Raw genomic sequence first — 2,537 nt, 5'->3', positions numbered from 1 at the left:
CATCCATTTTACATCCTCCATCATCCATTTCCCATCATTCCAGTCCCCAGTTTTTATTAGGCTGATTTCCCATAGTTAAAACCAAAGTTCCGCCGTTGATAATCTGATCGTGGTTTAAATAACACTTGTTATAAACTTTTCCATTTAATGTGGCTTTCTGGATGTAAATATTCTCGGCAGAATTGTTTTGGGCGATGATATTAAAAGTCTTCCCTTTGGCATAAACCGGATCCAGTTTCAGTTCGATCTTATTAAACAAGGGGCTTGTAATTTCGTAACGGTTATCGCCGGGGCAAACAGGATGCAAACCAGCAGTTGCCAATACATACCAGGCCGACATCTGCCCAACATCTTCATTGCCCACCAAACCTTCTACATTGTTATGGTAAGCATTACGGCAAATATCTCTGCTCCTCTTCTGCGTAAGCCAGGGAGCACCCAACCTGTTGTACAAAAACGGAACATGGTGCACAGGTTCATTGGGATGGTTATAATAATCGTTCCACTTCATATTTTCAGGTGCATTATCGAAAAAGGCATTTAAATCGGCAATTACATGTTCTTTCCCTCCCATTAAAGCTACCATGCCCTCAACATCATGTGGAACAAACCAACCCTGTTGATAAGGATTGCTTTCCATACAGCCATAATCCTGCTGCATCCTTCCTTTTGCCGGCCATGGTAACCAATTCCCGTTCTCATCTTTTGGTCTGAACCATTTCTTTTCGGGATCGAATATATTTTTATAGGATAAACTTCTTTTCGTATATTTTTCATGGTCGGCTGCTTTACCCAAATCTTTCGCCAGCATGGCCACACACCATTCGGTATAGGCGTATTCGAGCGTACGGGCAATGCCTACCGATTCGGAAGAGTACCCTTTATCTCCATTCCCGAATTTCTCTACACTGTTAACCGATAACTGATAAGCTTTAGGCACATCAAAATTCCTGATGTTTTTGCGGTAAGCATCTGTGATCACCGAAACGGCAGGGTTACCGATCATGCAGCCACTGTAAGCATTGAGCAGCTCCCAACGTTCCAGATAATCTTTCTGTTTTTCACCTGCCAATGTAACCAGCGAATTGATCATATCGTTGACGACTACTGGGTTGATGATCGTTTGCAAGGGCATCTGACTGCGGAAAACATCCCAGCCACTAAAAATGGTCCGTTTGGTAAATTGTTTAGATTGATGGATTTTACCATCACCCCCGAAATAATTACCGTCAACGTCTTCAAAAGTACGAGGATCGATGAGCGTATGGTACAAAGCGGTATAAAAAACGGTTTTTTCATCTTCCGTACCGCCAGTAACCTTAATTTTCGATAAGGCATCATTCCATTTCAACCGGGCCTGTTCATGTATTTTATCAAAGTTCCAATCCGGGATTTCCTTACCCAAATTTGCTTTGGCACCTGCAATGCTGTTATAAGAGATTCCGGTTTTGATCAATACCTGCTCCCCTTTTTTGGTCGCAAACTCCGTATAAAAACCTAAATGTTTAGCCTCTTTCTCTTTTGTTCCCTTTAAAATGGCCGAATGGGCAATTACCGACTGGTATTCATCGCTAAATACATTTTCGGCCTTACGTTTCCAGGCATCGGGTATTGCGGCTGACCATACGCCATAATTTTTTAAGGGTTTGTTAAATTCTGCATAAAAATAAACGGTATAATCGGCCAGGCCGTCTCCATTACCCCAACCACCACCGTCGGGTGTACATTTCATCCATCCTTCGATAGTATGATCGTTTACCACTTTTACATATTGTAAGGTTGAGGTTCCGCCAACACGGCGTGCAAGATCGATCTGGATCCTCGATTGTTTATTTTCGGGAAAGGTAAAACGCATCATTCCACTATGCGTTGCAGCTGTTAATTCTGCTTTAACAGCATAGTCAGTCAGTTGTACGCTATAATATCCGGCAGAAGCCTTTTCTGATTTTTTATCATAAACAGAGCGGTAACCTTTTGTTCCGTTTTCTTTTCCAGCAGCAGTTTTTAAGGCTCCTGTGGTGGGCATCACCAAAAAATTACCCATATCGCCATACCAACCGATACCGCTCATCTGGGTAAGGGCGAAACCTTCTATCGTACGGTGTTCATCACTGTAACCCGAGCCATTATCTCCACCGGTAATGGTATTCGGACTCACCTGTACCATACCAAAAGGCGTGGCAGCACCCGGAAATGTTTTACCTAAACCGTGATAGGTTCCGGCAGCATCGATACTGGTGGTGGCACCAATAAATGGATTTACATAATCGGCAGGCTGTTTGATTTTGGGTTTTGGGGTGAAGGAAGAGAACAATACAATAATGCCCAGGGCGATGCTGTATGCAGGGGTTGATTTCATATCGGGTTAGGTTATAAAGGGATCAAGTAAAACGATTTAAATATAAGAATAATTAAGTTTTGGAAGGTGATTCGGCTTTGATATTAGAAACGATTTTGTGAGTTTGAGTGAAGTTGAAGACTAACTGCAAAGGGTGCAAAGTTGTAACCGCTTTTTGTTCCCGCTGATTTCACTGATC

The 2,537-nt window shown here is 42.6% G+C and carries 1 protein-coding gene; it reads right to left on the bottom strand.

All coding sequences use genetic code 11. The annotated features are described in order from the left end of the window. Window positions 1-34: 34 nt before the first annotated feature. Window positions 35-2,359 carry a GH92 family glycosyl hydrolase gene (locus B2V92_RS08405; protein ID WP_293306811.1) on the bottom strand — a complete coding sequence of 775 codons (2,325 nt, stop codon included), beginning with the start codon at window positions 2,357-2,359 and terminating at the stop codon, window positions 35-37. Between the last annotated feature and the right edge of the window lie 178 nt (window positions 2,360-2,537).

Origin of the sequence: Pedobacter sp. UBA5917, from assembly GCF_002432345.1 — a bacterium.
In the GTDB taxonomy this organism is placed as follows: domain Bacteria; phylum Bacteroidota; class Bacteroidia; order Sphingobacteriales; family Sphingobacteriaceae; genus Pedobacter.
The sequence above is the reverse complement of the archived record's forward strand: the minus strand, read 5'-3'. Positions and strand labels throughout refer to the sequence as shown.

What these genes read in the sequence shown, in the direction of transcription:
- B2V92_RS08405 (WP_293306811.1), bottom strand. Translation starts at nt 2,359, where the DNA reads ATGAAATCAACCCCTGCATACAGCATCGCCCTGGGCATTATTGTATTG.